At 40.4% G+C, this 26,484-nt stretch carries 20 protein-coding genes; 13 read left to right on the top strand and 7 right to left on the bottom strand.

What is annotated here, in order from left to right; genetic code table 11:
• The first annotated feature begins 50 nt into the window (after positions 1 to 50).
• Genes FMM05_RS14470 through FMM05_RS14455 form a run of 4 tightly spaced genes read left to right on the top strand, consistent with a single transcriptional unit; the run spans position 51 to position 3,932 of the window.
• A complete protein-coding gene (locus FMM05_RS14470; RefSeq protein WP_143374106.1) occupies positions 51 to 1,415 on the top strand; it encodes an exonuclease domain-containing protein in 1,365 nt (454 codons plus the stop codon).
• Positions 1,416 to 1,437: 22 nt separating this feature from the next.
• Positions 1,438 to 2,280, top strand: a complete 843-nt coding sequence (locus FMM05_RS14465; RefSeq protein WP_143374105.1) for an ion transporter — start codon at positions 1,438 to 1,440, stop codon at positions 2,278 to 2,280.
• On the top strand, positions 2,281 to 3,192 hold the full coding sequence (gene miaA, locus FMM05_RS14460; RefSeq protein WP_143374104.1) for a tRNA (adenosine(37)-N6)-dimethylallyltransferase MiaA: 912 nt from the start codon (positions 2,281 to 2,283) through the stop codon (positions 3,190 to 3,192). It abuts the gene before it with no gap.
• Positions 3,192 to 3,932: an acyl-[acyl-carrier-protein] thioesterase gene (locus tag FMM05_RS14455; protein ID WP_143374103.1), complete on the top strand. Its 741-nt coding sequence runs from the start codon at positions 3,192 to 3,194 to the stop codon at positions 3,930 to 3,932. Before miaA ends, FMM05_RS14455 begins: the two co-directional genes overlap by 1 nt.
• 16 nt (positions 3,933 to 3,948) lie before the next feature.
• Here the strand turns inward: FMM05_RS14455 and FMM05_RS14450 are convergent, their stop codons facing one another.
• Together FMM05_RS14450 and galA are read right to left on the bottom strand one after the other, a co-directional pair.
• A complete protein-coding gene (locus tag FMM05_RS14450; RefSeq protein WP_143374102.1) occupies positions 3,949 to 5,523 on the bottom strand; it encodes a Na+/H+ antiporter in 1,575 nt (524 codons plus the stop codon).
• Positions 5,524 to 5,882: 359 nt separating this feature from the next.
• Complete coding sequence (gene galA, locus FMM05_RS14445) at positions 5,883 to 8,720, bottom strand: beta-galactosidase GalA (protein WP_143374101.1); 2,838 nt, start codon at positions 8,718 to 8,720, stop codon at positions 5,883 to 5,885.
• A 199-nt stretch (positions 8,721 to 8,919) separates the two neighbouring features.
• Here galA and FMM05_RS14440 point away from each other — a divergent pair, with 199 nt between their 5' ends.
• From FMM05_RS14440 to FMM05_RS14430, 3 genes are all read left to right on the top strand, one after another.
• The gene (locus tag FMM05_RS14440) at positions 8,920 to 9,294 is read left to right on the top strand and encodes a hypothetical protein (RefSeq protein ID WP_143374100.1); all 375 of its coding nucleotides are present in this window, start codon (positions 8,920 to 8,922) and stop codon (positions 9,292 to 9,294) included.
• 677 nt (positions 9,295 to 9,971) lie between these two features.
• On the top strand, positions 9,972 to 11,885 hold the full coding sequence (locus tag FMM05_RS14435; RefSeq protein ID WP_143374099.1) for an SPFH domain-containing protein: 1,914 nt from the start codon (positions 9,972 to 9,974) through the stop codon (positions 11,883 to 11,885).
• 150 nt (positions 11,886 to 12,035) lie between these two features.
• A complete protein-coding gene (locus tag FMM05_RS14430) occupies positions 12,036 to 13,094 on the top strand; it encodes a class I fructose-bisphosphate aldolase (protein WP_143374098.1) in 1,059 nt (352 codons plus the stop codon).
• A gap of 76 nt (positions 13,095 to 13,170) precedes the next feature.
• Here FMM05_RS14430 and FMM05_RS14425 read toward each other — a convergent pair whose 3' ends face one another.
• Together FMM05_RS14425 and FMM05_RS14420 are read right to left on the bottom strand one after the other, a co-directional pair.
• Positions 13,171 to 13,863: an SIMPL domain-containing protein gene (locus FMM05_RS14425; protein ID WP_143374097.1), complete on the bottom strand. Its 693-nt coding sequence runs from the start codon at positions 13,861 to 13,863 to the stop codon at positions 13,171 to 13,173.
• Positions 13,864 to 13,921: 58 nt separating this feature from the next.
• A complete protein-coding gene (locus FMM05_RS14420) occupies positions 13,922 to 14,569 on the bottom strand; it encodes a rhomboid family intramembrane serine protease (protein ID WP_143374096.1) in 648 nt (215 codons plus the stop codon).
• Between the two features lie 133 nt (positions 14,570 to 14,702).
• Here FMM05_RS14420 and FMM05_RS14415 point away from each other — a divergent pair, with 133 nt between their 5' ends.
• A complete protein-coding gene (locus tag FMM05_RS14415; protein ID WP_317129575.1) occupies positions 14,703 to 15,608 on the top strand; it encodes a lysophospholipid acyltransferase family protein in 906 nt (301 codons plus the stop codon).
• Here FMM05_RS14415 and FMM05_RS14410 read toward each other — a convergent pair.
• A complete protein-coding gene (locus tag FMM05_RS14410; protein ID WP_143374095.1) occupies positions 15,598 to 17,094 on the bottom strand; it encodes an aminotransferase class V-fold PLP-dependent enzyme in 1,497 nt (498 codons plus the stop codon). The two genes, FMM05_RS14415 and FMM05_RS14410, sit on opposite strands and share 11 nt — an antisense overlap.
• Before the next feature lie 105 nt (positions 17,095 to 17,199).
• Positions 17,200 to 18,420 carry a porin gene (locus FMM05_RS14405; protein ID WP_143374094.1) on the bottom strand — a complete coding sequence of 407 codons (1,221 nt, stop codon included), beginning with the start codon at positions 18,418 to 18,420 and terminating at the stop codon, positions 17,200 to 17,202.
• Positions 18,421 to 18,602: 182 nt separating this feature from the next.
• On the opposite strand from FMM05_RS14405, the gene prmA reads away from it, so the two are divergent.
• The 3 genes from prmA to FMM05_RS14390 all read left to right on the top strand — a co-directional run bounded on the left by prmA (position 18,603) and on the right by FMM05_RS14390 (position 20,868).
• Positions 18,603 to 19,433, top strand: coding sequence for a 50S ribosomal protein L11 methyltransferase (prmA, locus tag FMM05_RS14400; protein ID WP_143374093.1), 831 nt, complete (start codon positions 18,603 to 18,605; stop codon positions 19,431 to 19,433).
• Positions 19,434 to 19,453: 20 nt separating this feature from the next.
• Positions 19,454 to 19,729, top strand: a complete 276-nt coding sequence (locus FMM05_RS14395; protein WP_143374092.1) for an ATP-dependent Clp protease adaptor ClpS — start codon at positions 19,454 to 19,456, stop codon at positions 19,727 to 19,729.
• A 239-nt stretch (positions 19,730 to 19,968) separates the two neighbouring features.
• The gene (locus FMM05_RS14390; protein ID WP_143374091.1) at positions 19,969 to 20,868 is read left to right on the top strand and encodes a T9SS type A sorting domain-containing protein; all 900 of its coding nucleotides are present in this window, start codon (positions 19,969 to 19,971) and stop codon (positions 20,866 to 20,868) included.
• A gap of 67 nt (positions 20,869 to 20,935) precedes the next feature.
• Here FMM05_RS14390 and FMM05_RS14385 read toward each other — a convergent pair whose 3' ends face one another.
• Complete coding sequence (locus FMM05_RS14385) at positions 20,936 to 21,463, bottom strand: lipocalin family protein (protein ID WP_143374090.1); 528 nt, start codon at positions 21,461 to 21,463, stop codon at positions 20,936 to 20,938.
• A gap of 546 nt (positions 21,464 to 22,009) precedes the next feature.
• Here FMM05_RS14385 and FMM05_RS14380 point away from each other — a divergent pair.
• Both FMM05_RS14380 and FMM05_RS14375 read left to right on the top strand, forming a co-directional pair.
• Positions 22,010 to 23,434 (top strand): T9SS type A sorting domain-containing protein, encoded by a 1,425-nt coding sequence (locus tag FMM05_RS14380; RefSeq protein WP_143374089.1) that lies wholly within the window; start codon positions 22,010 to 22,012, stop codon positions 23,432 to 23,434.
• 120 nt (positions 23,435 to 23,554) lie between these two features.
• Positions 23,555 to 26,350: a triple tyrosine motif-containing protein gene (locus FMM05_RS14375; RefSeq protein WP_317129574.1), complete on the top strand. Its 2,796-nt coding sequence runs from the start codon at positions 23,555 to 23,557 to the stop codon at positions 26,348 to 26,350.
• Positions 26,351 to 26,484: the final 134 nt, after the last annotated feature.

Genomic DNA, 26,484 nt, shown 5'->3' with positions numbered 1-26,484 from the left:
TTGATTTACGAACTTCGTATATTTATGCCTTCAAACTCAAATAAAATTTTTTGTACGCAATACTTGACATAGAAACGACGGGGGGACAATTTAATGAAGAGGGAATAACCGAGATTGCCATTTACAAATATGACGGCCATGAGGTTACCGACCAGTTTATAAGCCTCGTAAACCCCGAAAAACCCATACAGCCCTTTGTGGTAAAACTTACCGGCATTAATAATGCCATGCTGCGCAGCGCACCTAAGTTTCATGAGGTGGCCAAGCGCATTATTGAGATTACCGAAGGCTGTATTATTGTAGCACACAACGCCCAGTTTGACTACCGTGTGCTTAAAACCGAATTTAAGAACCTGGGCTACAATTTTGAAAAGCAAACGCTTTGCACGGTAGAGCTGTCTCAAAAGCTACTGCCGGAACAAAAATCGCACAGCCTGGGCAAACTCGTTCGCGCACTGGGCATACCCATGAGCGACAGGCACCGCGCCACCGGAGATGCACTGGCAACGGTTCAGCTATTTAAACTGTTATTAGAAAAAGATACCGAGAAAGAGATCGTAAAAAGCCTTATCAAGAGCGAAACCAAAAAAGGCATTTCGCCCAAATTACAGGATTTGCTTGAGGGTATTCCGTCGGTTACAGGGCTTTACTACATTTATAACGAAAACGGCGACCTTATTTTCCTGGGCCGTAGCCGCAACGTAAAAAAACGTGTTAACCAGCATTTTACGGGTACATCAAGAAAAAACAAGCGCATTCAGCGCGAAGCTTTTACCGTAACTTACGAGGAAACGGGCAGCGAGCTTATCGCCCTGCTTAAAGAATGCCACGAACTTAAAGTTAATAAGCCTGTGTACAACCGCATTCTTAAGGTAAATACCGCACCGTGGTCTATGTACCCGGAAAAAGACCCGCATGGCTACATTACCCTTAACCTGCTTAAAACGGATGGCCGTAAAAAAGAAATTATTTCTTTTCCGGGTATTGTAGAGGCGCGCAGCGCTCTTTTTAAAATTGTAGAAAAATACAGGCTGTGCCAAAAAATAAATCGCATGGATGATTCGGCTAAAGAGGCGTGTTTTCCGCTGGAGCTGGATGGCTGTAACGGTGCCTGCGTGGGCCGCGAAATGCCTGAAGAATACAACCTGCGTGTAAACGAGTTTATTGCTGCCAACAGTTTTTACAACCAAAGCATGGTTATTATAGACCGTGGCCGCACCATTGATGAACGCAGCGCGGTACTTATAGAAAATGGCGTTTACAAAGGCTATGCGTTTTTTAACCTTAATTACCAGGTTAATAAAATAGACATCCTTAAAAATATCATTGTGCCTATGGAAAATAATAAGGATACTAAAAAGATAATCCAGGACTTCCTGAGAAAAAAGAAAGCCTTAAAAATAGTACGTTTCTAACGTATTTAGTATTTTTGGTATAATGCAGCAACCTAAAATTTTAAAGAGCGGATTCCTACCTGAAGAAACCCGTAAAAAACTCCACACAGTAATTTATGAGGCCGATACCCGCGCGGGTAAGCTTTTTGATATTATACTGCTGTGCGTTATCCTGCTGAGTATCGTGGCGGTAATGCTGGAGAGTGTGGCATCTATAAAAATTGTATATGGGCGCCAACTGGCATGGATTGAGTGGATAATTACCGTACTTTTTACGTTGGAATATATTGGCCGTGTGATAGCCGTTCGCGAACCCCTAAAATATGTGTTTAGTTTTTACGGCTTTGTAGATCTTCTGGCTACCATACCCAAATATGTGGGCTTACTTTTCCCGGGTACAGGCTTTCTTATTGCCGTTAGGGCGGTGCGACTATTGCGTGTTTTCAGGATATTAAAGCTAACGCATTTTGTAGGGGCAGGTAACCAGTTAATTAACGCACTCCGCAAAAGCCAGGTTAAAATCGCGGTATTTTTATTCAGTGTTTTGGTGCTTTGCATTATTATGGGCACCTTAATGTATATGATAGAAGGCCCTGAAAGCGGCTTTACAAGCATACCCATCAGCATATACTGGACTATCGTTACCCTTACTACCGTAGGCTTTGGCGATATTACCCCTATTACCCCGCTTGGGCAACTGGTAAGCGTTATCATTATGATAATGGGTTACGGTATTATTGCAGTGCCTACAGGGCTTGTAACCGCACAGTTTATGAACGATGAAAAACCTCATTTAAATACCCAGGCATGCCCTAATTGTGGTGCTAACCAGCACCGTGACGATGCTAAATTTTGCTACAACTGCGGCGCAAGCCTTTCTAAATAAATGGATACCCAACGCAAATACCTTATTACTGTTATAGGTCCAACTGCCATTGGCAAAACCGCCATGGCTATAGAAATTGCAAAGCATTTTAACTGCGAGATCCTATCGGCCGATAGCAGGCAGTTTTTTAAAGAAATGGCTATTGGTACCGCTGTACCCAGTAACCATGAAATGGCGGCAGCTAAACACCATTTTATCCAGAACATATCCATCTTTGATGAATATACTGTAGGCGATTTTGAGCGTGATGCCATTGCTAAACTCAACGAGCTTTTTACCACTAATAACTTTGCGGTTTTAGTGGGTGGATCGGGGCTTTATATTGATGCGGTTTTAAAAGGTTTTGATGATTTCCCCGATGTAGACCCCGCCATACGGCAACAGCTTATAGCCGATTTTGAAGAGAAAGGAATTGCATATTTACAGTCGGAATTAGAGCGTTTAGACCCAATGCATTTCCACAACGTAGCAAAAGATAACCCGCAACGGTTGATGCGTGCGCTGGAGGTTTGCATTGGCAGCGGCAGGCCGTATTCGTCGTTCCTGAATATCAAAAAGAACAGCCGCACCTTTATCCCAATCGTCATTGGGCTTGAAGCCGATCGCGAAACCATGTATAGCCGTATTAACCAGCGCGTTGATATTATGGTGGGTATGGGGCTAATTGACGAGGCTCGCGAACTCTATCCGCATAAAAAGCTGAATGCATTGCAAACTGTTGGCTACAGGGAACTTTTTAGCTATTTTGACGGCGATTTTACACTTGATTTTGCCATCGAAGAAATTAAAAAGAACACCCGCCGCTTTGCCAAACGCCAGATGACCTGGTTTAAGCGTACCGAAGGTGCCAGGTGGTTTGATTTTAAAACCCCGCCTGCCACTATTATTAATTATATAGAAGATTCATTATAATGCCAATATCCCCGGATTTTACATCGGTTTACTCGCACGACTTTGAAATTAATTTCCTGCAATGCAGCCCTAACGGCCTGCTGCGCCACACCGAGCTTTGCAACCTGCTGCAAATAACAGCCGGTTACCATGCCGAACTGGGCGGCCTTAGCTTTACCGATATGCAGCAGCATGACCAGGCATGGGTGCTAAGCCGCATGCGCGTAGAGGTTGATGAATTGCCTAAATGGCGCGATGTTGTTACCGTGAAAACCTGGATTTATGATTTGCAGGGATCACGATCTATACGTGCGCTGGAAATGTACCTTGGCGATAAAAAAATTGTGGGTTCCATTACCTACTGGGCGGTATTTAATACAAAACTGCGCAAGGCCGAAGCCCTTGCCCTGCCCCACGAACATTTTGAAAAATACCCTGAAAGGGAATCGACCGCTGAATCCTTTAAAAAAGTGAACCTAAACCGTGAGGCCGCGCTGCACAGCGAACGCAAAGTGGTATTATCTGACCTGGATATTGTAAACCATGCTAACAACGTAAAATATTTAGAATGGTGCCTGGATGGTATAGACCATAAACCTATTTTAAGGCAGCAGTTGCAAAGCTTTGATATGAACTTTATGCGCGAACTTAAACTGGGCGATGCAGTTCAGTTATATTCAGGCATTGAGGATAAACAGACCTTTTTTAGTATTAATAAAGACGATAAAGCCTGTTTTGCGCTGGAGCTGAACTGGAAGTAAGTGCTAGCTTGCATTATTATAAAAGCCCTAACTTTTCTTCTTCCAAATCTAAATATAACAGGTGCCTGCGCACAATTTCCTCGTCAACAACAAGGCTTTTGTTCTTTTTAAGCAACAGGTCGCGCTGAACATTTAAAAGATCGAGGTAAATAGTTTTTGTTTCTTCGTCCATAAGCGAATTATCGTCAGACTCTGCGCCGCTATTTTCCCATTTACTGGCAAAAAACTGCAACACCTGCCTGTTTTGCAATTGCGTACTGTAATTCGTTTTTAGGTGATCAAGTGCTTCCTGCGCCATTAACCTCCTTATTTTATTGTACATCTGGTCTTCGGGCATTATAGAGTCGGGATCAGGCATGTTTATCTTCTTAATCAGCCATGGTAATGTTAAGCCCTGCAACAGCAATGTTGACAATATCACTACAAAGGTTATAAAGAGTATAAGGTTACGCTGCGGGAAAGCCGAGCCATCATCCAACGTTACGGGTATAGAGAGTGCCGCTGCCAGCGATACCACACCCCGCATACCTGCCCATCCTAATACAAGCGGCCCCCTGAAACCGGGGTGTCCGGCATCGGCTACCGTTATAAAATTTCGTGCTATCAGCGTAGTAAAAACCGCCGCATATACCGATATTATCCTTGATACCACCAATGCCAGTGTAATTAATAAGCCGTAGCCTATGGCTGTACCTATACCGGTGCCATCCAACCCTTCGATAATTTCGGGCAGGTCGAGCCCAATTAGCATAAACACAAGCCCGTTGAGCACAAAGCAAAGGCTCTCCCACACGTTAACCGTGCGCAGGCGCGATGTGCTGTTTAAAAATATCATCCTGTGGGTAGAAAGGTACAAGCCACCACTTACCACCGCAAGTACACCACTACTGTGTACCTCTTCTGCAGCTACATAAATAATATAAGGCGTTATGAGCGTAAGAGCAATATCTATATTGGCATCGGTAGGTAAATGCTTATGGCATTTCATAATAATGTAGCTTGTTACAAGGCCTATACCCACGCCGCCAAAAACCATCCAGCTAAAGTTTAAAGCGGCTTCCTGCCATACAAACTGGCCGGTTGCAACGGCTATAAGCGCAAAGCGGAAAATTATAAGCGAAGAGGCATCGTTAAGCAGGCTCTCCCCTTCTAATATTGATGAAAAACGCCGCGGTACTTTTACAAACTTAAGTATAGCCCCGGCACTTACAGCATCGGGCGGCGATACGATACCTCCCAGCAAAAAGCCCAGTGCAAGCGTAAAGCCGGGTATAAAATGATTGGCTACCAAGGCTATGGTAAAGGCTGTAAAAAACACTACTATAAAGGCAAAGCTGGTAATGATGCGGCGCCATTTCCACAGTTCTTTCCATGAGATAGACCATGCCGCTTCATACAAAAGCGGCGGCAGGAAGATAACGAATATCAGGTCGGCCTCAATGTGCACCGTGGGCATACCGGGTATCAGGCTGATGCCCAGCCCCGCCAGCACTAACAGTACCGGGTAGGCCACCTTTATTTTGTTAGCGAGCATTATAACCCCTAATATTACGGCAATGAGGCTAAGGTAAAACGGAAATGAATCCAGCATTGTGTATGGCTTTAGCGTAATTGAGGGGAAGTTACTAATTTTTATCTTACAAAAAAATTAGTACTATGGTTAAGGAATTTTTGCGGCTTACGACTCTGAAGACCTCACCCCCAGCCCCTCTCCGAAAGAGAGGGGAGCCGAGAACGGGTACAGTTTGTGTATTGCCGTAATTCATTAGGGTATGAGTGAAGCTAAGGCATCACCCTTTTAGCGTTAAGCAAAGTATGAAGTAAGGCGTTAAAAATCATTTGCTGTTTGAGCGCAGCGAGTTCAAATGATTTAGCCGAACGCAATACTTTGTAGCGTAAAAGGGTGCAAGCCTTGAATTTTTGGTTCTTTTGTTTCAAGACAAAAGAACGTTATTTAACACTAAGGGTTAGCGTTGCAGCTTTCACATCTTTGGCTGTAGCCGAAAGCACAATATCCTTACCGCTGCCATCGGCCTGAACGATTACCTGTGCGTAACCGCTGAATAGCTTACGTTTCCACTGGTCAGCGGGAGTTATAACCTGAACAACACCGGGGTTGGCGTTAATCACGTCCCAATCTTTTACTTTATGTACGGGTGTTGCTATAATGTTTAAGGTGTTGATGCCCTGTTTAAGCATATCGGCACTTAGAATATATTTTTGAGCGTCATCTTTAGCTGAGTTAACCTTTTTACCATTCACAAAAATAACGGCATCTACCCCTACCTTCTGATAAAAGAACGTAACCACATTAGTTGCTGATAGTGATGCCAACTCAAACTGCCCGCGGTAAACATAAGCCGGAGCAAGGTTTTTATAATCCCTGTCTTTAAAAGCCTCCGTCCAGTTGTTTTTAGGGTACGATGGCAGTTGCTGTGGCAAGTTAACTGTAGTAAGTGCCTGCTCCTGCAAACCGGTTATGTTTACTAAAGCGATAGCGTCTATAAATTTATCATTTTCAAGCGATGTTGGGTCGCCATTGCCCACCCCTATTATTGTGCCGCCTTTTATACTGAACGTAACCTCATTTGTAGCCGTGGGAATGTGCAGCCCGTTTTTATCCGTCACTTCCACATTAAATACTGCAACCCCATTAGCTTTGTCGAGCGTTTGCCTGTGCGACGTAAGTTTTATCTTTTCCGGCTTGCCTGTGGTTTTCCTAATGTCGGTAAGTATCCTTTTACCATTCTTATAGCCTACAGCCTCTAATGTACCGGGTTGGTAAGCCACCTTCCATTCTAAATGGCCGTATTGCTCCATCATCTTTTTGCCAAGGCTCTTTTTGTTGAGAAAAAGCTCTACCTCATCACAGTTGGAGTACGCCCAAACGTCTATCTCTTTGCCTTCCATGCCCTGCCAGTTCCAGTGCGGTAGCAGGTGCAGCACCGGCTCGCTACCCCACCATGATTTAAGGTAGTACACATTATCTTTAGGGAAACCACACACATCCATCATACCAAAGTAGGAAGTAACCGACGGCCAGCCATAAGGCGTGGGCTCGCCACGGTAATCAAACCCTGTCCAGATGAACATGCCTGCCAGGTATGGGCGTGTGGCATAAAACTTCCACCCCTCCTCTATACTGTAAAATGACGGGCGCGGTTTGCGGTCGTAAGCTGCCTGGTAATGTTTGGCATCATCGGTAACGTAAATACCGCGGGTGGCAAAGGTAGAGCCCTCCTCGGTACCCATACCGGGCTGTTGCTTAAACTGGTTGCGGTGCGCATCTATATCGCCATTACCAAGGTAGTTGTAACCCATAACCTCTACTACCGATGATATCCCGCTCCTGAAACCACTGCTAATGCCCACAGTTACGGGCCTTGTAGGATCAATGCTCTTAGCATAGCCCTGCATGGTATTGGTTATGCGCTCGCCCATGATGTTGCCCTCTATGGCCCACTCCTCATTGCCAACCGACCAGCAAAACACGCTGGGGTGGTTGCGATCGCGCTCTATCATTCGTTTAACGGCCCCGAGGTGCAAATCGGTAATACCCATAAGTCGGGTTTCATCAATAACCAACATGCCCAGCCTGTCGCAGGCCTCTAAAAGTTCGGGTGTTGGCGGATGGTGCGAGCAACGGTAGGCATTGCTGCCCATTTCCTTAAGTTTTTTGATGCGGAAGTACTGTAGCTCATCGGGTAATGCAGTGCCCACCCCTGCATGGTCCTGGTGGTTGTTGGTACCTTTCAGTTTAAGATGCTTTCCGTTTAGGAAAAAACCTTCTTCGGGATCAAAACGAATGCTCCGGATGCCGAAAGTAGTTTCGTAGGTATCCACTATTTTTCCTTCCTTTTTTATCTGAGTTATGAGGCGGTATAAATTTGGATTTTCAATGTCCCATAAAAGGGGGGTATTTATGCGAATCTCAGAGTCCGAAAGTGAAATATTAAAGGGTTTTGGTGCCAAAATTATCTGTTTTGTAGAAATTTCCTTACCCTGCGGATCTACAATCGTTGATACTATTTCTACATCGCCTCCATTATTATCATTGCTCCAATTCTCAATGGCAACCTGCGCTTTTATGTTGGCATAACCGTTTTTAATATCGGTAGTAATGTAAGTTCCATTAGTTTTAACATGCAGTGGATTAGTCTTTTGCACATACACATGCCTGTAAATACCGGCGCCTTCGTAAAACCAGCCCTCCTCCATAGAGGCATCTACGCGCACGGCAATGGTATTTTCGCCTCCATAATTTACATAAGCGGAAACATCATACTCAAAACCATCATATCCACTTGGCTCATTACCAAGGTAATGCCCATTAAACCACACTTTAGAGTCGCGAAATACGCCGTCAAACTTAAGCGAGATGATGCGCCCGAGGTCGGTCTCTGGTATGCTGATCTTCCGGCGGTACCAGCCAATACTCTTGTCCGGGAAGCCCTTACCTGCGGTTTTAAAGCCGTGGCTAAAACTGCCTGCTTCGCTAAATGATTGTTCTACAGCCCAGTCGTGCGGCAGGTTTAATAATCGCCAGGCACGGTCATCAAAAGCAGCAGCAGCAGGGCCATCGCCGTTACCGGTTTTTGCAAGGTAGGAGAAGTATGCTGTACCGTGGTTAAAGTCTTTGCCGGTATCATGAGAGTGCCCAAATGCAAAGTGCCAGCCGTCATCTATTAAGGTTACTTCCCTTCCTGATGGGTTTTGTGCTATAGCAGAAGTAGTTAACGTCAATAATAAAAGGCATGGCAGGCATATCTTGGCAATAGATAGTTTCATAAATACTGTGATTATGTAAAACCGATAAAAATAGGGATTTGAGAATTAACTGCTTAATAGTATCTTGTCAAATACTGCAAATATTAGTAAATGTGGCCCCATTTCTTAAATTAATCTCATATTTCACTTAGCATAACGTTAATATAAGCTGCAAACGGTTCATTTCGCTGTATTTTCGCAGTCCCGAAAATATAATACCTTGAATACCTCAGATACAAAAACAACGCTATTTCTCATTCCCGGTGGCAGTGAATTACAGCTTCCTGAAAATGCCAACAGGTTTAAAACAATACTACAAACCGCTATAAAAGAACGCACTGCAGAGATTATTATGCTGGCAAATACCGTTTTAATTCCGGAAGAGGTTGTGCAATCCCGCGGTAAGTACAAAAATGTGCTGTTAATTGAGTCAGATTCAATTGTTACTACAGAAGATGCATGGGCTGCTGCAAACTATACTCTTGAAGGCCATTTGCCTGTAGTATATAGTGCAGGCTTTGATTACCAGGTTATTGCAATGGAATTTGTAAAGGTTTCTTACGAGGACTTTGAGCGTGTTGCTAAATTTACATAAGCCTAAATGTTTATTAAAGTTTGGTGTAAATATCGGCTTCTTTCTGAAAATATTAAACCCTAAATAAAAACAAGTCGCTGTAAATCAAAAACTTAAATTAAAATAAGTATTTTCTTGTTATATTAATTTATGAAATCCTAAATACATTTTTGCTAACTTTATAATACATAAACGCATTAGCATTCGTAATGTACTGATACTGATTAAAAAATTATAACGGCTACCAAAACGAAGATGACGGGTAGGCAGCCTGCCGAGGAGGCTGTAACGGTGCCTTACACTTTCCACCCGTTCGTGTAAGGTAATAAAACTAACGTCGGCGCGCTACGGCGCGGAAACCGATCAGCAACACGGCAGGATGGCAGCAGTAGGGGTTTAAATATCGCAATAGTTTAATCAGTGTCACTTATCAAAACCGGCCATACTACTGTGGCCGGTTTTTATTTGCCCTAAAATTTATATAAGATAATGAAAAAGCGGCCTTTAAACTGTTAAAATTCAAGATGCAGGCCGCAGTTTGCATTTTGGAAAACCCAGCCCTAAACAAACAACTATATCGATGTAAAAAAGCTGTTTTTAAGGCTTTAGCGCGTAAAACAAGCCATAAGTTAAATTATTTAAGCCTGAGAACATTCTTGTTAAAACCAGCGTAATTTTACAGTCTAATTATAACAAACATGACAACAATTATCTCTGGTTACGCATGGTTAGGACTCCTTTTACTATGCGTTGTTTTTTACAAATTTGTTTTACGTGTGTTTTTCGGGATGGTTATCGTACCTGAAAATAAAATTGGACTGGTTACTAAAAAATTTGTGCTCTTTGGGGCGGAAAAATCGTTGCCGGATGGCCGTATTATAGCCACTAAAGGCGAGGCGGGCTATCAGGCAAAAACGCTTGCGCCGGGACTGTACTGGATGATGTGGATATGGCAATATTCGGTAGACATGACCGAGTTTACCGTAATACCTGAAGGAAAGATAGGCTTGGTATTGAGTAAAGACGGTAAAGAAATACAAACTGGTCGCATTCTGGCCCGGAAGGTAGATTCGGACAACTTTCAGGATGCTACCGCATTTTTAGACAACGGTGGCCAAAAAGGGCGCCAAACGGCCTTTATTACCACAGGATCATACCGTATTAACACCTTTTTATTTGAAATTGTAATTGCAGATCAGGTTAAGATATACGAGAACATGATAGGCATTGTTACCGCATTGGATGGCGACCCTATCCCCATAGGCCAGATCGCCGGTAAGTTTGTAGAGGGGCACAATAACTTCCAGGACTTTGATGCCTTTTTAGAAAGCGGCGGTAACCGTGGGTTACAGCCTCATGTAATGCTTGCTGGTTCTTACTATATTAATACATGGGCTATCCTTATAGAACAAAACCCTATGACCGATGTACCTATTGGTTACGTGGGCGTTGTAATATCCTATATAGGAGAAGACGGGCAGGATGTTACCGGCGAACATTTTAAACACGGTAATATAGTTTCTAAAGGGCAGCGCGGTGTCTGGATGGAACCCTTTGGCCCCGGCAAGTATGCGCTTAACAAATACACTACAAAGCTGGAAGCCGTGCCCACTACCAACCTTGTACTTAACTGGGCGAATGCCAGGAGCGAATCGCACGAGTTGGATAAGAACCTTTCTACCATAACTGTGCGTTCTAAAGACGGTTTCCCTTTTAACCTTGATGTGGCGCAAATTATACACGTTCCCGCTAACGAAGCCCCTAAGGTTATAGCGCGGTTTGGCAGCATGAACAACCTTGTATCACAGGTGTTAGAACCAACTATAGGCAACTACTTTAGAAACTCGGCGCAGGATAGTGATGTTATCTCATTCCTGAGCACAAGGAAAGAGCGCCAGGAGTCGGCCAAGCATCATATTAAGCTTGTGTTAGATGAGTACAACGTTAATGCCGTAGATACGCTTATTGGCGATATTGTGCCTCCTGAATCGCTTATGAAAACGTTGACCGACCGTAAAATTGCCGAAGAGGAGCAAAAAACTTATCAAACGCAAAAAATGGCACAGGAACAAAGGCAGGGCGTGGAGAAAGAAACCGCTATTGCCGATATGCAGAAAGAAATTGTACGTGCTTCGCAAAGTGTTGAGATAGCGCAACGTACCGCCGATGCTACAGTTAAAAAAGCCGAAGGTGATGCAACCAGCCTGAAACTAAATGTAAATGCAGAGGCAGAGGCGACCAAAATGCGTGCAAATGCTGAAGCAGAGGCTACTAAAGCCCGTGCCGGCGCTCAGGCAGAAGCTACAAAACTTACAGCCAGCGCCGAGGCTGAACGCATCTCTAAAACCGGACTTGCAGAGGCTGAAAAGATCATGGCTGTTGGTAAATCTACTGCCGAGGCGTACCAGCTACAGGTATCGGCTATGGGTGGCGATAACTTTACAAGGTATAAAATTACCGAAGAGATAGGCAGAGGCAACATTAAAGTTATTCCTGATGTAATAATATCGGGCAATGGCGGTGCCGATAACCCTATTAGCGGCATTATGGGCCTTAAGCTTATGGAAATGATGGATGCCCGTAAAGATAAAACCGGCCCGGAAATGAATTAGCTCTGAATTTCTTATACCATCAAGCCTTCACTTAAGTGAAGGCTTTTCTTTTTATATCAATTTCAAAAACTGCTTTAACATTCTTTAACATCTAATTAATGTATCCCTAAAATTTAGTTAGTAATTTTAAGTTCATAAATTTTATACTTTATGAACTACTCTGATATTCAACAGCATTTAGGCAAAGATGCCGAAAGTTTGCTGGGCTTTAACACCCCTAAAATTTCTAAAGATTTGTTGCATCTGCCCTCACCTACCTTTGTAGATGATATATTTTTACAAACCAACCGCAGCTCACAGGTTCTTAAAAGCTTGAGTGCTTTATACGGCCACGGCAGGCTGGCAAAAACCGGTTACGTATCTATTTTACCTGTAGACCAGGATATAGAGCATACCGCGGGCGCATCATTCGCGCCTAACCCAATGTATTTTGATCCTGAAAACATCTTAAAATTGGCCATAGAAGGAGGCTGTAACGCCGTAGCTACCACATTTGGTAACCTTGCCATAATGAGCCGCAAGTACGCCCATAAAATTCCGTTTATAGTTAAGATAAACCATAACGAATTGCTTACCTACCCCACCAAGTACGACCAGATAATGTTTGGCAGCGTTCGCGACGCCTGGAACCTGGGCGCCACAGCCGTGGGTGCAACTATTTATTTTGGATCGGAAAACTCTGACCGACAAATCGTTGAAGTTGCCAAAGCTTTTGAAGAAGCCCACCAACTCGGTATGGCATGCATACTTTGGTGCTATACGCGTAACAACGATTTTAAGAAGGATGGAATAAATTATGAAGTAGCTGCCGATGTTACGGGTCAGGCCAATCATATAGGCGTTACTATTCAGGCGGATATCATCAAACAAAAACTGCCGGAAAACAACGGCGGCTTTACTACCATCAACTTTTCTAAAAGTAACCCACTAATGTATAGCGATTTGTCATCAGATAATCCTATAGACCTGTGCCGTTACCAGTTAGCCAACTGCTATATGGGCCGGGCAGGACTGATTAACTCGGGTGGCGAATCAAAGGGCGAGAGCGACCTTACCGAATCTATCCGTACAGCCGTTATAAACAAACGTGCCGGTGGTACGGGGCTTATACTGGGCAGGAAAGCGTTCCAGCGACCGTTTAACGAAGGGGTAAAACTGTTACAAGCCGTACAGGATGTTTACCTTAGTCCGGATATTACCATAGCTTAATCATAAGCTTAATGTTATAAAACAAATAGCCCTGCATCAATCAAGATACAGGGCTATTTATATATTCCTAAATTTTTTAGTTTCCTAAGGCGTAGCTGATATTTACATTTGCCGTAATTTCAATCTCGCCTATAGCAAGTGTTTCCTGCTGCATATCGGCTGCTTCGCTTTTCATAGCCATACGCATCATCGGCTGAGGATAATAGGTTTGGGTATTATCTGTTACCATTATAGCTTTACCCAACGATTGTCCTAATGCTGTAGTGTAATCGGTTGCTTTTTTCTTAGCGTTCTCTACCGCTTTAACCCTTGCTTCGCTTTCGTACTGAGCCTGCTTAGATGTTTTAAATGCCACACCGTTTATGGTATTAACACCGGCATCGGTAAGGCCTATCATTAAGGCGTCATACTTAGCAAGGTCTTTTAAATGTATTACAATAGTTTGCGATGCTACAAAGCTGTATTTCTTTTTAGTGTAATCGTAGTTTTTATTAAGGTTTACCCTTTGGGTTTGGTAATCGCCCTGCGGTAGCTTTTGTGCCTTTAGAAATTTAATTACCGCATCTATAGCGGCATCATTGGCCTTTTTAACCTCATTAGCATCGGCACCGGTGTTGGTAACACCTACGCTGATATCTGCCTGATCCGGCGCTACAGTTATCTTGCCCTCTCCGTTTACACTTATTTGCGGCTGTGGGTTTTGTTGCTGCACCTGTGCGTTTGCCAGTGTGCCTACAAATACTAATACTACTAATGCAATTTTTTTCATGGTGTTTGATTGTTATGTTTTCTGTAAGAAATTCAAATTGCGTGCCAGTTTTAGTTTTTTATATTTTATTAGTTTTAGCCAAATAGAACAAAACGATAATTGGAACGGTTAATAATATAACCATCAACGTATTATCATAAAGCATATGCGGCTCGCGCGAAAGCGTAATTGCATACCCGCCAATAGCCCCGCCAAAGTGTGCCACGTGGCCTATGTTGTCGTTTTTAGCCTTCATTCCATAAATTGAGTACAAAAGATATCCAATACCGAAAACATAGGCAGGCAGTGGCAATATAAAATATAATGTAAGCTCCATACCAGGTGCCAGTAATATAGACGAATACAATACCCCTGTTACTGCTCCCGATGCCCCTATGGCACGGTACCAGTAATCGTCTTTATGAAAATACAACGTTAGCAGGCTCCCAGCTATAAGGCTAACAAAATACACCAGTAAAAATGCCAGTGGCCCCATAAATGCTATAACAACGGGCGCAAAAAAGTATAGTGTAAGCATATTGAATATAAGGTGCATTATATCGGCATGCAAAAATGCACTTGTAAACATTCGGTACTGCTCCCCCGCCCTTATGCTGCCTATGTGAAACTCATACTTTCTAAAAAACGACTGATCGTTAAATCCTTTATAGCTTACAAGTGCGTTAACACCAATTATAACCCATAAAATTATCTCGTTAAAATTCATATCCCTTTTAAAATTTGTGGTACAAAGCTAACGCAATTGCATTAAAGGTAGTATTACCAAACAACTATTTTAAGCATTCTATAAATTTGCAGGCTACAGCAACCGTTACAGGTAAACAATAAATAAGTTATCTTTGCATAAAAACAGAATGCAGTTTATTGCCTATATACTGGCCTATCCTTTTATCTGGCTTATATCTAAATTACCGTTTCCGCTATTGTATCTTTTGTCTGATTTTGTATATGTAATACTGTACAGGGTAATCGGTTACCGAAAAGCTACAGTGCGCCTTAACCTAAGCCTGGCTCTACCCCACCTTACTATTGCTGAACGCAAAACCATAGAGAAAAAGTTTTACCACCATTTTTGCGACAGCTTTTTTGAAATGGCCAAAACCCTAACTATATCCGACGAGCAAATAAACAAGCGCTTTGTATTTACTAACTTTGAGGTAGTTCGCGAACTGGAAAAACAACAAAAAAGTGTTGCCATGCTATTAGGCCACTATGGGAGTTATGAGTGGATGTTGGTTATGAATAAACACCTTAGCCTAAAAGGTTACGGAATTTACAAGCCTATTAAAAATAAGTATTTTGACAGGCTGGTTAAAAAAATGCGCAGCCGTTTTAATGCCGAGCTTATAGGCATACGCGATGTTATCCCTACCATGCGCAACAACATTCGCAATAATGTACATGGGGTGTATGGCTTTATAACCGATCAAAGCCCAAAACTATCGAGTGCTATACATTGGGGAGATTTTTTTAGTATGGAGGTACCCATACATGTAGGTGGCGAGCTGCTTGCTAAAAAAATTGGCCTGAATATGATTTTTGCCAAAATAGAAAAAACCGGCCGCGGTTATTACAAATGTACATTTATACCCGTTGAAGAAAACATTAAAGACGTACCCAATTTTGATATAAGCGATCGCTTTATGCACATGCTTGAGGAGCAAATTAAAGAAGTGCCCCCATATTATTTATGGACGCACAAACGCTTTAAACACCGCCGTAACGATCCTGCTGCTATAAAGTAAACCAGTTATCTACATTTACAGGAGTTACAGTTGCATCATTTGTATGCACAAACTCGTTATTTTTACTGTTATATTGGTAGTCTAAAGCCCATTCAGTATGATTTTCTGCCAACGCTTTTATGCTGTCGCATACATACTTAATTTCGGCATTGGTGGTAGTAGGGTGAATTGACATCCTTATCCATCCCGGTTTCTGTATCAGGTCGCCTAAAGATATTTTATCAGTAAGGTAATTACTCTGTTCCTGATCTACGTGCAGCAAATAATGTCCGTAAGTACCGGCACAGCTGCAACCGCCACGGGTTTGTATGCCAAAACGATCGTTAAGCAACTTAACACCAAGGTTAAAGTGCAGGCTATCAATATAAAAAGAAATTACCCCAAGCCTATTTTGGTGTTGTGGCGCAAGAATGTTTATGTTAGGTACGTTGCCAAGGCTTTCAAATACATACTCAATAATTTCTTCCTCGCGTTTAAGAATATTATTTACACCCATTTGCTCTTTAAGCCTCACAGCAAGCGCAATTTTTATAACCTGAAGAAAACCCGGTGTGCCGCCATCTTCGCGTTCCTCTATATTATCAAGGTATTTGTGTTCACCCCAAGGGTTGGTCCAGCTAACAGTACCACCTCCCGGGTTATCGGGCACCATATTTTTATACAACTTCTTATTAAAGACTAAAACGCCCGTTGTACCCGGGCCTCCTAAAAATTTGTGCGGAGAAAAGAAAATGGCATCCAATTGAGCATCTTCATCTGCCGGGTGCATATTTATATCTACATACGGTGCCGAACAGGCAAAATCAACAAAACATATACCGTTATATTGGTGTATTAGTTTTGCCACTTCGTAATAAGGTGTTTTAATACCTGTAACATTAGAGCAAGCCGTGATTGAAGCTATTTTAAGGGTGTGGTCTTTATATTCTTCTAAAAGGCCTTTAAAACTATCAAGGCAAATAAGCCCTTTAGAGCAGGCAGGTATTATAACTACATTGGCAATAGTTTCCAGCCACGAGGTATGGTTACTGTGGTGCTCCATGTGCGATATAAAAACCACAGGTTTTTTCTCGGCAGGCACATTAATATGTGTCCTCAGGTTTTCGGGTACTTTAAGGCCCAATATCCTTTGCAGTTTATTTATAACACCTGTCATCCCACTGCCGTCGGTAATTAAAATATCATCGGTACAGGCGTTAACATGATGCTTAATAATATGGCGCGCTTCGTGGTAGGCATTGGTCATGGCCGTACCGCTAACGGTAGTTTCAGTATGGGTGTTGGCAACAAAAGGGCCAAACTCATTAACAATCTTATCTTCAATAGGGCGGTACAGTCGGCCGCTGGCAGTCCAGTCGGTATATACAATTTGCTGTTTGCCATAGGGCGAAACAAACTCCTGCCCTATGCCAATAATATTTTGCCTAAACTTTAAAAAATATTCTTCCAGTTCGCTTTTAACAATAGTATCTGCAGCCTGTAACATAATAAAATAAGATTATTAACTATGCAAATGTAAAAAAATAAAAGAGCAGATTATCACAATTAAATAATACTTGTTCAACGCGCTAAAGAAAGAGGCATACATTACTTATATTCCTATCTCTACCTGAAAACGTACATACCAGTTTTTTTTAGATGTGCCATCAAAATAGCTAAGATCATCTAACGTTACTTCTGCCTGAGCCTTAAATGCATGTTCCCAAATATATTTTGTAACACCAAGGCTGTATTGTTTGGCGTTTGGCGCTAAGGTAACAATATCGTTATTAACCTTTTGGGTAGAGAATCGGCCTATGATCTCGTAATTGGACGGAAACAGGTAGCTTGCTTCATAATCAAAACCATGGCCTGTAAAAATATATTGTATATCTGTTGCATCATCAGGGTTTACGGTTATGGGGTTATCTGCAATACGCTGCATATACGCACTCATAAACGCCCAGCCGTTATATTTTACCATAGCATCTAATAATATAGACTGCATATCACGCTTCTCAAAAAGGTCGTTGCCCAACTGCCCACCGGTACGCCTTGCCTTGTCGTTATATTGGTAAGCACCGGAAAGCATTAACTTCGGTTTGGTTTCCCTCATAAGATCACCTTCAAAATAAGCACCATCTTTTGTAAACGCCCCAAGCGGATATAATTCTACCTTACCGGTGTAGGCAAGTCCGTTATCCGGCTTATCGGTAGAGTTCCTTCCTTCACCTGTAGATATTGCACCTCTAAAATTATAAGAAAATTTATCTACACGCTCATTTTGGTTATGTACCTGGAAACCAAAATCCCTGTCTATAGTAAATCTTGCATTATTGATACTTCTGTCAGTGAGTTGCAAACCTCCCGATGAGTTTACACGCTGCCTGTTACCGGGAAGCTTAGTCTGTCCAAAACCAAAATTCCAGTGCTTATTAGGCCTGTAAAAAACAATTGCATCCCTTATTATATTAATATTTTCACCTTCCTGTATTTCGCCCACGTCGCCCGGTGCGAATGATAGCTGTAAGGCATAAATAAATTTAGGGTTACCTACATAACCGTCAAACCGTAAACGCAACCTTCTTATCTGCCCGTCGATTGCCGGGTCTTCGTCTTCATTTTGAATATAGGTTGCCCTGTTTTGCATCCTGAAGCGGATATTAAACTGAAAAATACTATCGGGCGATGTAATACCCAATCCTTTACCATAATTATAGTATGGCAATGCCGATAGCTTAAGGTCGTTATCGGTGGTTGTCTTCCTGATATCGATCTGGGCTACCGCAGATAATCCCACAAGAAATAATAGCAATGTAAGTTTTAGTTTCATTTAAAAGGATATTACAAAATTTAAGTTTTAATTTGCCAAAAAATTTAAAATCACTTTAAAGTATACTTAGATAATTGCGCACAGCTATTACATAAAGCACCCGTGTAAAGTTTGCGCAAACTTAATATTAATTATCACTATCTAATGTTACCTTAATATTACCTTTGCGAAAATTTAAAGTTATGCCACAGTACATTGGTTATCATTTTATAGTAATTCCTAAAGAGCCGGGAGCCGAAATACTTATGGCCGAACTGGGCGAAAAGCCCTTTGAAAGTTTTGAGGAAACTGAAAATGGGCTTTCTGCCTATATACAAAAGCAATTTTGGACGGAAGATGTTCTTAGTGATATTCAGATTTTGGAATCGGAAGAGTTTACAATTACTTACGAATTTGAAGAAATTGAGCAGGTTAACTGGAACGAGGAATGGGAAAAGAATTTTGAGCCCATTGATGTTGACAATACCTGCCGCGTTCGCGCCCCATTCCATGAAAAAATAGACGTTACTTACGATATTGTTATAGAGCCCAAAATGAGTTTTGGTACCGGCCACCATGAAACTACGTTTATGATGATACAGCATTTATTGGAAACTGATGTTGCCGGTAAAAAAACCCTTGATATGGGCTGCGGCACTGCTATACTTGCTATTTTAGCAGAAATGAAGGGTGCACAACCTATAGATGCCATTGATATAGATAATTGGTGTTATCTTAACTCTATAGAAAATGCTGAACGTAATAATTGCTCGCATATCAGCGTTTATGAGGGGGATGCCGCTTTATTGCAAGGCAAAAGTTATGATGTTATCATTGCTAATATTAACCGTAATATCCTTTTAAACGATATGCAACAGTATGTTAATTGCCTTAATAAGGGCGGTATACTTTTACTTAGCGGTTTTTATGAGGAAGACATACCGGCCATTGATGAATCGTGTACTGAAAAAGGGCTTACCTTTGTAAAAAAACACCAAAAAAACAATTGGGTTTCGCTAAAATATATAAATTAGCATGTATTAAATATTTGAATATGAGTATCAAGGAAAAAGTATTAGAAGAAGTACTTACAGAGGAACAGGTTGGCAACAATAACGAGATTGTGCTGTATAATGATGATGTAAATACTTTTGATCATGTAATTGAAACTTTAATAAGAGTTTGCAAACATACACCAGAGCAGGCAGAACAATGTTCTATACTGGTGCATTATAAAGGTAAATGCACAGTTAAAACCGGAGAATACAAAGAACTAAGGCCCCAATGCTCCCAACTTCTGGAAGCTGGCTTAAGTGCAGAGATAATATAAAAGTGGATACCTGTTGGTATCCATTTTTGTTTATAACTTTTGAAATTGATATTAAAACCACCCCGGTTATCAAAAATGCACTAAAAACTTCCGTTTAATCAATTACTCGCTAAAAATGCAATAATTAAAAGCTAAATAGTTTGTTTTTTAAATAAAAAATATAAATATTTGTCATTAGACTTTGTCAATATTTTATGATGAAGAAAAAAAATTAAATTAACATCTTTAAATTATTTTTTATGAAAAAAATTTACATTTTAGCATTTGCTTTATCTGGCTTGGTTGCTAATGCACAGTTTTCAGATGATTTTGAATCTTACACTAGTGGCGATCAATTGCTTGACGGTCATTGGTCATCATGGTCAGGAAATGCATCAGAAGCTATTGAGGTTTCTAGTGATGAGGCCAGTGGTGGTGATTTATCGGGCTATATTGGCGATACCGGGCAGGATGCATTACTACTTTTAGGTAACAAAACAAGCGGAACTTATACGGTACAATTTGATATGCTGATACCAGCTGACAGATGGGCTTTTTACGGTTTTATGGATGCTGAAGACACAGAAAGTGAATTTAGTTTAAGCATGTATGCTAACTTCTTTACTAACGCCCAGGGCCAACTTGCATGGGGTTTTAATACCGATGATGGCTTTACAGCAGTAGCACTTGCAGATTTTGTTCCTGAAGAATGGTTTACTGTTACACATGAAATTAACCTTGATGATAATACCGTTGTAATTAAAAAAGATGATGTTGTTTTATTTGAGGGTGATTTTCCAAGTGCCGAAGCTTCATTTGGGCAAATTGATTTCTGGAGCCTTAATAATGAAACAGACGGTAATAACAATACCTATTACATAGATAATATACAATATGTAGAAGGAACATTATCTACTAAGGATATTATAGCAAATAAGGATGCTTTAGCAGTTTACACCAATAATAATGTACTTAATATTGCAGGCCAGGAAAATATATCTGATGTTACATTGTTCAACATTGCAGGTCAGCAGGTAGCACACTCAACACCAAATAGCGTAACAGCTCAGGTTAACCTTGATAACCTTTCTACAGGTATCTATGTGGCTAAAATAGCTGTTGGTAACAAAACTGTGACTAAAAAAATATCTGTAAACTAATTTATAGTTTAATAGAATAAAAAAAGGATGCCGAGTGGCATCCTTTTTGCATTTTAACTTAAGTGCTTTATTTTTCAAAAACATAGGTAATACTGCCTGATGTATAGGTAGCTCCTCCTGCATCGTTTCTGTCAGGATATCTGGAAAGTATATTATCATCAACTAATGTAAGCTTATCTCCACTTTTAGTTAAGGTAATAATTTGGTCATCACCATTCTGGTCTTCATAAGCAGCGGAGATAACAGCATTGTTACCTGTACCATCTGCCTCCCATGTACCTGATACATTTACACTACTTAAACATCCCGATGAACCTGTAGAAGCGTCAACTAAAATACCTGTTATAGTATATGTAAAAGTGCTGTCTTCCCTAAGCACTATTTTACCTGCATCATAGCAGTTAGATTCTTCAGTCTGGTCTATGTGTGGAGTCCCATTCAGGTTAAAGTCCGTTGCTGCTTCTGTATTTACTTCCTCAAGTTCGTAAGTTCCTGCAATAGTTACATCGGTTTTGTCATTGTCATCATCACTACAAGCTGTAAATCCTAATGCAGCTACAAAAAGTGCTCCTGCTAATAAATTGATTCTTTTCATTTTTTTGATTTTATTAATGTTAGTGAGCCAAAACTAAAAATGAGTTTCTTAATAATGTTTTAAAAACATTAATTTAAAATTTAATTAACAGGGCTTTATTGCTAAAATATTCGGAGTCAACAATATCACAATGTAACATCAAATTTCGGATTAGCCATATACCAGTAATTATTAACTTTAGTTTACCACAGTTATAAACAATAAATTGATAATAATTTACGTTGAAAAATATCATTTAAAAAATTATATCAATACATTTTCACAAATACTACATTTGTAGCCCTACTATCTAAACTACAACAAAACAGGTAAAAATCCTAAATTACCTATACATTGCCTATACAGCGACCTAAACAACTACAACGATAGAGTTTTTAATTAAGCATGTAATAAGCGGTAGACCTACTGTAAATTCAACGCTTTTAAAAAATAAGAACACAAAAATTTTAAAGTTAATTTTTTGTATAGTTTCTATATAGGCGTAAAATCTATATCGTTTTCGTTGATTACATACATTTACACCATAACCAAAATTTTAATTTTAATATGGAAGTAAAAAAACTACTTAAAAGCAAAGTTATTAAAGCTTCAGCTTTATTAGGCTTATCACTATTATCACTTAATACAAATGCCCAAACAAATGTAACTGTTGATGCAAATGCTACATGGTTGTCTGCAATGTTGTGGTTTACTAATGTACCCGGTGAGCCTTTTGAGAATTATGCCGGCGACTGGCCTCTTGATGCCTTAAAAACAACATTAAACACCACAGATAATACAGTATCATTATATCCTAACTATAGTGCATACACTCCGGGCGATCCTACATGGTCTAACGGGCCAATAGGCAACAAGATAATGCTTGCACTTAGTTACGTTCAGGATGATGCTCTCGTAGGCCAGAATATGACTTTTAGCGGCACAGTTATCAGTAATACTTTAGTAGATGGCTATACCGTACAGGCTTTCATAAAAGTACTTGATGCAAACTACTCATCTCCGCCTCTTGCAGAACTTGTTATAGAGCTTGATGAAGAGGGTAACTTTACGCTACCTGCAAATGTAGGTCAGTATCCGGCTGCGGCACACGTACAATATGGCTTTATGACAAGAGGATTAAATGCAAACCCTGTTGATGAAGCTGCATTTGGTAAAATGGTTGTAGGTGGCGGTGAACCCGGACAGCCAAGTACAGATACCACAGTAACAATAGATAACGACTCTAATCTTATTGGTTATGCAAACTGGTTTCAGTTAGATGGTACAACTTATATTAATGGTGGTGAATGGGGTGTAGATGCTCTTAAAACTGTAGTAAATACAGATAATACTTTAGATCTTCATCCTAACTTTAGCGCTTATGGCGATGGCACAGATGCAGAATGGGCTAATGGAGCTGTTGGTACAAGAGTTTTTGAAGGTAACACTTACGTACAGGACGATGCCCTTGCAGGACAAACATTTAACTATACCGGCCACACTATTAGCAACACACTTGCAACAGGTTACACCGGTATTGCATTTGTAAAAATATTTGATGCTAACTACGCAAACCTGCAAATGACAACAGCACCGCTTGTAGCTGGTGAAGATTTTAATATCGTAGCAACTGCGGCAGCAGGATCTCACGTACAGTATGGTTATTCTGTTACAGGCGTAAATGCTAACCCTACTCAGGAATCGGCTTTAGGTTTTGCACGTGTAGGACAGGAAAGCACCTCTGGCTTAACAGACCTTGTTAAAAAATCGGTTGCTATTTACCCCAACCCGGCAACTAATGCACTAAACATTGCTGCTCAGGATGGTATTGATAGCGTTCAAATATTTAACATGCTTGGCCAAAAAGTAATTGATGCTAACCCTAACCAGGCTACAGCTACAATTAATGTTTCAGGCTTTAAAGCCGGTGTTTACATAGTTAATACTATAGCAAACGGCAAGCAGAGCTCTGCACGTTTCATTAAACAATAATTCACTTTCATATTTTTCATATTCATGTTGATAAGTTTAACCGCCCCGCCCAAGCGGGGCGGTTTTTATTTGCATACTTTTCTTGTATATTCGTAATTAAATTAAAATCTGTAAAGTATTTTGAAAAAAAAATTACTTTTTTTTATATTATTCTCGCTAACGGCATTCGCCCAAGATTTGCCGCCCATAATAAAATACAGTTCGGCTAACTATAACGCCGGCAATCAAAACTGGATGATTAGCCAGGATGGCAACAATTACCTGTATTTTGCCAATAATGAAGGGTTGTTAGAATATAACGGCACTGCATGGATGCTCTACCCTACTCCTAATGAAACCATTATGAGATCGGTTAAAGTTATAGGCGATAAAATATATACCGGCTGCTACATGGAGTTTGGCTACTGGAAAAGACAAGCCGATGGGCTTTTAAAATACTACTCACTTTCTAAAAGCATCAAGAAAAAAATTATAGACGATGAGCAGTTTTGGAATATTGCTCAGTACGACCATTGGGTTATTTTTCAATCACTTAGCCAAATATTTATTTACGATTGCAAATCGGGTAAATACAACATCATTACATCGGATACCGGTATGAATAAGGTATTTGCAGTAAATAATACCATTTTATACCAAACATTTAGCTCAGGCCTTTATGAAATAGAGAATGGCACAAGCAAGCTTATTAGTAATGCTCCACTTTTTGCCAACAGCAAGATTGTAAACATTTTTAGTAAAGATGATTGCCTGCTCATACAAACCCAATATGACGGTTTTTACGAGTTTAAAAACAACATAGTAACAAAGTGGGCTATTGAAGCTGATAACGAGTTACAGTCAGGAAGTGTGTACAGCTGCCAGATGCTTAGTGACGGCAGCTTTGCTTTAGGAACTGTATCTAATGGTATATTTATAGTATCGCCCCAAGGCAGGGTAACCTACCACATAACTCAAAATAAAGGGCTTAGTAATAATACGGCACTATCATTATTTGAAGATGCCGATAAAAACCTGTGGATAGGCCTTGATAATGGCATTAACTGCATTAATATGCAATCGGCTGTGCATAATTTGGTAGATGATACCGGCTTTTTAGGCACAGTGTACGCTTCTGTTTTATATGAAGGCATGTTATATGTGGGTACAAATCAGGGATTATTTAGTAAGCCCTATAATACCGATGCCGATTTTAAACTGATACCCGGTACAAAAGGCCAGGTTTGGTCTTTATACGAATATGATAATACGCTCTTTTGTGGGCACGATTATGGCACATTTATTATAAAAAATAATTCTGCACAACAAATAGTTACAGGCATTGGCACCTGGAAATTTGAACGCCATCCAACCAATAAAAATTTATTGATACAGGGCTATTATCAAGGCCTTGCGCTGTTAGAGAAAACCCCCACCGGGTGGAAATACAAAAACCGGATAGATGGGTTTAACTACTCCAGCCGATTTTTTGCTGTTAATGGCAACAACATTTATGTGAGCCATGAGTATAAAGGCATCTTTAGGGTAACGGTAGACCCTGAATTTACTAAAGCACGTAAGATCTTTACCTATAAATCGCCCGCAAAGGGTAAAAATGCCAGCCTTAGCACACTAAACGGCGAAATATACTACGCATCAAAAGACGGTATCTTTAAGCTTAACACAAAAAACAATGAGTTTATAAAGCAGCAACAACTTTCTAAAATATTTGGAAATGACGAATATACATCGGGTAAACTAATCCCTGATAACTCAGGAAAATTGTGGTTTTTTACCAAAAATTACATAAATTACTTTTCATCAGGTAAATTAAATTCAGATCTTAAGCATAACATCATCCCAATACCGTCATCTTTAACAAACTCAATGCTGGGGTATGAGAATATCTCTCAAATTACAGCCAGCACCTACCTTATAGGTACTACAGATGGCTATTATACCATCAATATAAACGACATCAATTTTAAGAATTACAAAGTATTAATAACTAACGTAGCGGCTAACGAGCTAAATAAAAACACTTTTAATTCAGCTATTGCCGGCCAAAGCGAGTTTACCTATTCTGAGAATAACCTAAACTTTTCTTATACAGTACCCGAATACAGCAAATATGTAAATGCTGATTTTCAGTACAAGTTGGAAGGCATGCAGGATGAGTGGAGCGAGTGGAGCAACAAATCGTTTATAAGCTTTAAAAACCTTCCTCCGGGTGATTATACTTTTAAAGTAAGGGCAAAAACGGGCAACTCATTATCTGTAAATACTGCAATTTATTCGTTTACTATACTAAAACCCTGGTATGCCACCACCCTGGCGCTTATTGTATATTTAATATTGGCGCTTATTGCAGCTTACCTTGTTAACAGGGCATACAAAAACTATTACCAAAGGCAAAAAGAAAAGCTTATTGAAGAAAATAACAGGCTATTAGAAATTAAAGAGCTTGAAAATGAGCAGGAATTAATGAAGGTTAAAAATGATCAGCTTCAACAGGAATTTGAAAATAAAAATAGGGAATTAGCAGTTTCTACCATGAACCTCATCAAAAAGAACGAATTACTATCCCTTATTAAAGACGACCTAAAAAAAACCGGCGAAGGGGGCGATAAAAGCTTAAAATCGGTTATTACAACTATTAATAAAAACATTAATGAGGATGATACCTGGGATATGTTTAAAGAGGCATTTAATAATGCCGATAAAGACTTCCTGAAGAAGATTAAAAAGGCGCATCCGCTATTAACACCAAACGATTTACGGTTATGTGCTTACTTAAGGCTCAACTTATCATCTAAGGAAATTGCCCCACTTTTAAACATTTCAGTACGTAGTGTAGAAATAAAACGATATCGTTTGCGTAAAAAGATGGACTTACTTCACGAATTAGGGCTTGTTGAGTACATACTCTCGGTTTAGTAAAACACAACAAACTACAAAAGCACCTATACATTACCTATACACAAGCTTATTTTACAAGGTTTTCGCTAAAGCATAACACAGCCTTAAAATTTCTTAAAATCCTGTTAACACTGGCTTAAAAGCTAACATTA

This window comes from Flavobacterium zepuense (assembly GCF_007097145.1).
Classification (GTDB): Bacteria; Bacteroidota; Bacteroidia; order Flavobacteriales; family Flavobacteriaceae; genus Flavobacterium; species Flavobacterium zepuense.
This window is presented reverse-complemented; position numbering and strand designations above follow the sequence as displayed.

Excerpts from the sequence above, each read along its gene's own strand:
- FMM05_RS14465 (WP_143374105.1), top strand. The coding sequence starts at position 1,438 with ATGCAGCAACCTAAAATTTTAAAGAGCGGATTCCTACCTGAAGAAACC.
- miaA (WP_143374104.1), top strand. The coding sequence starts at position 2,281 with ATGGATACCCAACGCAAATACCTTATTACTGTTATAGGTCCAACTGCC.
- FMM05_RS14455 (WP_143374103.1), top strand. The coding sequence starts at position 3,192 with ATGCCAATATCCCCGGATTTTACATCGGTTTACTCGCACGACTTTGAA.
- FMM05_RS14450 (WP_143374102.1), bottom strand. The coding sequence starts at position 5,523 with ATGCTGGATTCATTTCCGTTTTACCTTAGCCTCATTGCCGTAATATTA.
- galA (WP_143374101.1), bottom strand. The coding sequence starts at position 8,720 with ATGAAACTATCTATTGCCAAGATATGCCTGCCATGCCTTTTATTATTG.
- FMM05_RS14435 (WP_143374099.1), top strand. The coding sequence starts at position 9,972 with ATGACAACAATTATCTCTGGTTACGCATGGTTAGGACTCCTTTTACTA.
- FMM05_RS14430 (WP_143374098.1), top strand. The coding sequence starts at position 12,036 with ATGAACTACTCTGATATTCAACAGCATTTAGGCAAAGATGCCGAAAGT.
- FMM05_RS14425 (WP_143374097.1), bottom strand. The coding sequence starts at position 13,863 with ATGAAAAAAATTGCATTAGTAGTATTAGTATTTGTAGGCACACTGGCA.
- FMM05_RS14420 (WP_143374096.1), bottom strand. The coding sequence starts at position 14,569 with ATGAATTTTAACGAGATAATTTTATGGGTTATAATTGGTGTTAACGCA.
- FMM05_RS14410 (WP_143374095.1), bottom strand. The coding sequence starts at position 17,094 with ATGTTACAGGCTGCAGATACTATTGTTAAAAGCGAACTGGAAGAATAT.
- FMM05_RS14405 (WP_143374094.1), bottom strand. The coding sequence starts at position 18,420 with ATGAAACTAAAACTTACATTGCTATTATTTCTTGTGGGATTATCTGCG.
- prmA (WP_143374093.1), top strand. The coding sequence starts at position 18,603 with ATGCCACAGTACATTGGTTATCATTTTATAGTAATTCCTAAAGAGCCG.
- FMM05_RS14395 (WP_143374092.1), top strand. The coding sequence starts at position 19,454 with ATGAGTATCAAGGAAAAAGTATTAGAAGAAGTACTTACAGAGGAACAG.
- FMM05_RS14390 (WP_143374091.1), top strand. The coding sequence starts at position 19,969 with ATGAAAAAAATTTACATTTTAGCATTTGCTTTATCTGGCTTGGTTGCT.
- FMM05_RS14385 (WP_143374090.1), bottom strand. The coding sequence starts at position 21,463 with ATGAAAAGAATCAATTTATTAGCAGGAGCACTTTTTGTAGCTGCATTA.
- FMM05_RS14380 (WP_143374089.1), top strand. The coding sequence starts at position 22,010 with ATGGAAGTAAAAAAACTACTTAAAAGCAAAGTTATTAAAGCTTCAGCT.